Source organism: Mycobacterium sp., assembly GCF_019247615.1.
GTDB lineage: Bacteria > Actinomycetota > Actinomycetes > Mycobacteriales > Mycobacteriaceae > Mycobacterium.
Window position 1 is genome coordinate 1 of record NZ_JAFBAT010000152.1, and the last position, 5268, is coordinate 5268.

A 5268-nucleotide genomic window follows, 5' to 3' on the forward strand; every position below is an offset into this window, starting at 1 on the left:
GGCAGCGACAATTGGCCCGTTTCGCGGATCGAGCGGGCCGCCAGCATGCCGAAGAGCGGGTTCTCGAGCAGCACCGTCGGGCGGATGTGCACCGCCGGCACGCCCGACCAATTGATGACGCGCTCGGCGAGCCAATGCAGGCGTTGGTGTTTGGATTCGGCCGTGCTGGTGGCGGTCATCTGCGAGACCGTCATCTGCGACATGTTGACCAACACATCGAGGCCGCCCAGCTCCTCCGCGGCGACGCACACCACGGTGGTGGCCTGCAGGTAATCCGGTGAGACGCTCATGTTGAAGAACATCCGGGTGACGCCCGACATCGCCGCGAATACGTCGACGGGGTTGGTCAGGTCCCCGGCGATCACCTCGGCGCCCTGGGCGCGCAGCGCGTCGGCGCGGGCATCGTCGCGATGCACCATCGCCCGAACCTTCTCGCCGCGGTCGAGCAGTCGGGTAACCACCTGCGGGCTCATCCCCGCGGTGCCGCCGCCGGCGCCCGTGACCAGGTAGGTCGGTGATTCGGTCATCAAAGCGCCTCCGTTTCAGAGGGTTTCCCAGCGCGGCGCTGAAGTTTGCGCAAGGGGGATCGCCGCAGTAATCGTAGGGCCGAGCCGCGTGCCAAGCCACGCACCCTCGAGGCGACCTTTGGTAAGGCGCGTCCCGTCAGGGAGGGCGACCGTTGTCTCTATCCACCGCCGCAGGCGAGGACGGCTGATGGCGCGCGGCCTGCAGGGCTTGATCCTGCGCACTCTCGGCGCGCGCGACCACGTAGCGACCGTGACCGTGACCGTCCGGATTGCGCCGCACTTCGTGCGGGTGCGGATGCAGTCACCGACCCTGTTCGACGACGCGCAGGTCGAACCCGCGGCGTGGCTGCGGTTCGGGTTTCCGGACCCCGACGGGTCGAAGACCGAGTTCCAGCGGGCGTACACGATCTCCGAGGCGGACGCCACCGCCGGCAGGTTCGCCGTCGACGTCGTGCTGCACGACGCTGCTGGCCCGGCGTCGTCGTGGGCGCGCACCGTGGAACCCGGCACGACGATCGTGGTCATGTCCCTGATGGGCTCTTCCATGCACCCGACGAGCCGCCGATCAGCAGGTAGCCCGCCGGCGGCTCGTCGGGTGTATGGAAGCGGCAGCATCACGATGACGACGCGCTGATCCCGCTCGCGAAACACCCACGACTGCAGGTGCATTGGGTTGCGCGGCGCGATGAAAAGTCGCTGGCCGAGGCGATCGAAAGACGGGATTGGTCGCACTGGTATGCGTGGGCGACACCCGAGGCCGCGACCCTCAAGCACATCCGGCGACGGCTGCGTGACGAGTTCGGGTTTCGCACGTCCGACCTACCCGCCCAGGCCTATTGGACCGCTGGGCGTGCGATGGGAAGTCGGCGGGGTGACGACGAGCAGGCGGAAAGCGCTTCGGCGGATCGCCCCTGAGGTCGCGCTTGCCGTATGCCTTACAGTTGATCTCCTCAGTTGACCGTCTGCGACTGGAGGCCCGCCCATGAGTGCTGTGGTGTCGATCCCGCGATACCCCGGCGACGTGACCCCCGAATGGTTATCGGCCGCGCTCAGCGAACGCCGCGCACCCGTCGAGGTGTCCGGCGTCGACGTGGTTGCCATCGGCACCGGGCAGACCGGCGCGACCTACCGGGTGACGGCCAGCTATGCGACGGATCCCGGGGATCTGCCGCAGACCTACGTGATCAAGCTGCCGGCCCAGGACGACACCGTGCGCGACCGGGTCGTCATCGGTTATCGCAGCGAATGCGCGTTCTACTCCTCCGTGGCCGACCGGGTGCAGGTGCCGAGGCCGCAGTGCTTCTACTGCGAGATCACTGAGGACGCAATGGATTTCGCCCTGCTGCTCGCCGATCAGGCGCCGGCGGTGCAGGGCGATCAGCTCGCGGGTTGCGAGGAAGCCGAAGCGCGCCTTGCGGTTACCGCCCTGGCCGGGTTGCACGCGCCCAGCTGGTGCGATCCGGCCTGGCTGGATTTCGAAGGCATTGCCTTCGGAAGGCCGGACGAGGCCGGGGCCAACGGGATGGGCGAGGTGGCGAAAATGAGCGCCGACATCACGCTCGAGAAGCTGGGTGATCGGATGACCCCCGAGGACCGCGATACCTTCCGTGCGGCAATGGGTTTAGTGGCCTCGTGGCTGCTGGCAGAATATGACCGGTTTGCCCTGCTGCACGGGGACTATCGGCTGGACAACATGCTGTTCGATCCGGATCGGACCCGCATCAGCGTGGTGGACTGGCAGACGCTCGGCGTCGGCCTGCCGGCCCGGGATCTCGCCTACTTCACCGCCACCAGCCTGGACTCGCAACTGCGCGCCGGCATCGAAGAATCCCTCGTCGCCGACTATCACCGAGCGTTGACAGGGCTCGGGGTCACCGGCTACGACCGCGAAACCTGCTGGCGCGACTACCGGCTCGGCGTCGTGCAGGCGCCGCTGATCGCCGCGCTGGGATTCGCCTTCGCCGCCGCCACCGAGCGCGGCGACGACATGGTGCTCGCGATGCTGACCCGCGGCTGTCGGGCCATCCGCGAGCTGGGGACGCTCGAGCTGATCGGCTAGAGGTCGCCGGTGAAATCGGCGGACAGCCAGCGGTCGGGGCGGATCGTGTACAGGACCTCCTCGACGCCCTCCATGCTCTTGACGAACGCGGGCCCACCTTCCTCGCCGAGATAGCGGATGGCGATGGCTTCCTGCACGTCCGCCGGGGCGGGATTGGTCGTGTCGACGACCGTGCCCTCGACCACCACGTACTGGTACGGCAGCTCCTCGCGCTGAACCACCAGCGTCACCGCGCCGGCTCGCTCGATGAGCCGAGCCTTGCGGGTCGCGGCGCCGGTCATGATCCGAATGTCGCCGCCGGGCGTGTAGTCGTACCAGATCGGGACGCTGGCCGGCGGCCGGCCCTCGGCGGCGACGGACAGGACGCCGACGTGCTTATCGCTGAGAAACTGCTGGCGTTCGGTTTCGCTGAAAGCTTTCATGCCGCCTAGAAACGCCCGTCGGGCAGGTCTATTCCCGCCGACGGCCGATCAGTATTGCGTCGAGCCCTGGTCAACCGGGATCCGGGCGGCGGTGATCTTGCCCAACTCGGCGGCGAAAGCCCGGGCCATCCCGGCGACGGCGTGCTTGCTGGCGGTGTAATGCACCATGAACGGCTGCATCTTCATGCCGGCCGCGGAACTGATCAGGATGATCGAGCCGCCGCGACCGCCTTCGATGATCTTGTCCGCGCCGGCCATCACGGTGTTCCAGGTGCCGGTCACGTTGATCTCCATGACGTCGCGGAAGTTCTCGGGCGTGATCTCCTTCCAGGCCTGCGGGGCAGCGACGCCGGCGTTGGCGACGACGATGTCCAGTCGCCCGAGCGCGGCGACGCCCACGTTGACCGCCCGACGAAGCGCCTCGAAGTCGCGGGTGTCGACGACCGCGGCGATGATCTGCTGATTGGTTTCTTCGACCAGGCGAACGGTCTCGTTGAGGTCGTCTGGAGTCGCCGGGTCGTAGGGCACGCAGGACGGCAGCTTGCCAGCGATGTCGACGGCGATGATGTCGGCGCCCTCCTGGGCCATGCGGACCGCGTGGGCCCGACCCTGGCCGCGCGCCGCGCCGGTGATGAGGGCCACCCGCCCCGCCAACCGGCCGCTCATCGCTGCGCCGCCTTGACGAGGTTCGAACCGATGATCAGCCGCTGGATCTCGCTGGTGCCCTCGTAGAGCCGCAGCAGGCGCACGTCGCGGTAGATGCGTTCGACCGGAACGCCGCGCATGTAGCCGCTGCCGCCATGGACCTGCACCGCGAGATCGGCGACCTTGCCGGCCATTTCGGTGCAGAACAGCTTGGCCGCCGACGGCGCGATCCGGCGGTCTTGGTTCGTCACCCACAGTTGCGCGGCGTCGCGGACCAGCGCGCGCCCGGCCAGCACCCCGGCCTGCTGGTCGGCGAGCATCGCCTGCACCAACTGGAAGCCCCCGATCGGCATCCCGCCCTGCGTCGCCGTGGCGGCATACGCCACGGATTCGTCGAGCGCGCGTTGCGCGGCGCCCACGGCGAGGGCGGCGATGTGAACGCGGCCGCGCGCCAGCGACGTCATCGCGGCCCGGTAGCCGATGTCCTCGCTGCCACCGATCAGCGCGTCGCTGGCGACGCGTACGTCGCTGAAGCTGACGTCTGCGGTCCAGGCGCCCTCCTGGCCCATCTTCGCGTCCTTGGCGCCCACCTGGACGCCGGCGGCGTCCGCGGGGACCAGGAAGACGGCGATGCCGGGGCCCTGGTCGTCGGCCGGTCGGGTGCGCGCGAACACCACGAACAGGTTGGCGACGAGCGCGTTGGTGATGAAGCGCTTGTCGCCGGAGATCACCCAGTGATCTGCGTCGCGAACGGCTTTTGTGCGCAGGCCGGCCGGGTTCGAGCCGGCGCCGGGCTCGGTCAGCGCGAAGGAGGCGACGACGTCGCCGGAGGCCATCGACTCCAGCCAGCGGCCCTTCTGTTCGTCGGTGCCGAAGCCGACGAGAACCTGTCCGGCGATGCCGTTGTTGGTGCCGAACATCGAGCGGACCGCCAGCGAGGTGTAGCCCAATTCCATTGCCAGTTCGACGTCTTGGATGAGGTTCAGACCCAGGCCGCCCCACTGCTGGGGGATCGCATAGCCGAACAGGCCCATCTTTTTGGCCTGGTCGCGCAGATCGTCGGGCACCCGGTCGTCGGTCAGGATTTCCTGCTCGCGCGGCACGACGGCGGTGCGGACGAACTGGCGGGTCTGGGCAAGGATCTCCTGGAAGTCCTCGTCTGAGACTTCCTGAACTTCAGCAGTCGTCATAGGCGAACGCTCCTCTGGGGAAGTTGTCGCTGTGCCGCGGCGCACCCGGCGCCGAGCGCGATCCTATATGAAATATGATATTCGACCGACGGGTACCCCATGGCGGGAGCAAAGGTAAGGGAGGCGGGATTCACGTGTCGTTGCTGGACGGTCAGACGGCAGTAGTCACAGGTGGTGCGCAAGGTCTGGGCTTCGCGATAGCGGAGAGATTCGTCGCCGAGGGAGCACGGGTTGTGCTCGGGGACGTCAACCTCGAGGCGACGCAGACCGCGGCCAAGCAGCTGGGCGGCGACGAGGTGGCGCTGGCTGTCCGCTGCGACGTGACCCAGGCGGCCGAGGTCGAAACGCTGATCAATACCGCCGTCGAGCGCTTCGGTGGCCTGGACATCATGGTCAACAACGCCGGAATCACCCGCGACGCGACG

The 5268-nt window shown here is 68.1% G+C and carries 5 protein-coding genes and 2 pseudogenes; 3 read left to right on the top strand and 4 right to left on the bottom strand.

What is annotated here, in order from left to right; genetic code table 11:
• On the bottom strand, positions 1-527 hold a 527-nt coding region (locus JO059_RS10200; RefSeq protein ID WP_293316299.1), incomplete at its 3' end, for an NAD(P)H-binding protein.
• A 187-nt stretch (positions 528-714) separates the two neighbouring features.
• Between JO059_RS10200 and JO059_RS10205 the strand changes: the two are divergent.
• Together JO059_RS10205 and JO059_RS10210 are read left to right on the top strand one after the other, a co-directional pair.
• A pseudogene (locus JO059_RS10205) lies at positions 715-1397 on the top strand (SIP domain-containing protein); the annotation flags it as partial.
• A 112-nt stretch (positions 1398-1509) separates the two neighbouring features.
• Positions 1510-2586 (top strand): phosphotransferase, encoded by a 1077-nt coding sequence (locus JO059_RS10210; RefSeq protein ID WP_293316300.1) that lies wholly within the window; start codon positions 1510-1512, stop codon positions 2584-2586.
• Here JO059_RS10210 and JO059_RS10215 read toward each other — a convergent pair.
• From JO059_RS10215 to JO059_RS10225, 3 genes and pseudogenes are all read right to left on the bottom strand, one after another.
• The gene (locus JO059_RS10215; RefSeq protein ID WP_293316302.1) at positions 2583-3008 is read right to left on the bottom strand and encodes a pyridoxamine 5'-phosphate oxidase family protein; all 426 of its coding nucleotides are present in this window, start codon (positions 3006-3008) and stop codon (positions 2583-2585) included. The genes JO059_RS10210 and JO059_RS10215 overlap by 4 nt on opposite strands.
• Before the next feature lie 96 nt (positions 3009-3104).
• Positions 3105-3674: pseudogene (locus tag JO059_RS10220) on the bottom strand (SDR family NAD(P)-dependent oxidoreductase); the annotation flags it as partial.
• A complete protein-coding gene (locus JO059_RS10225; protein WP_293316306.1) occupies positions 3671-4843 on the bottom strand; it encodes an acyl-CoA dehydrogenase family protein in 1173 nt (390 codons plus the stop codon). The pseudogene JO059_RS10220 and the gene JO059_RS10225, both read right to left, overlap by 4 nt.
• Positions 4844-4917: 74 nt before the next feature.
• On the opposite strand from JO059_RS10225, the gene JO059_RS10230 reads away from it, so the two are divergent.
• On the top strand, positions 4918-5268 hold a 351-nt coding region (locus JO059_RS10230), incomplete at its 3' end, for an SDR family NAD(P)-dependent oxidoreductase (protein ID WP_293316308.1).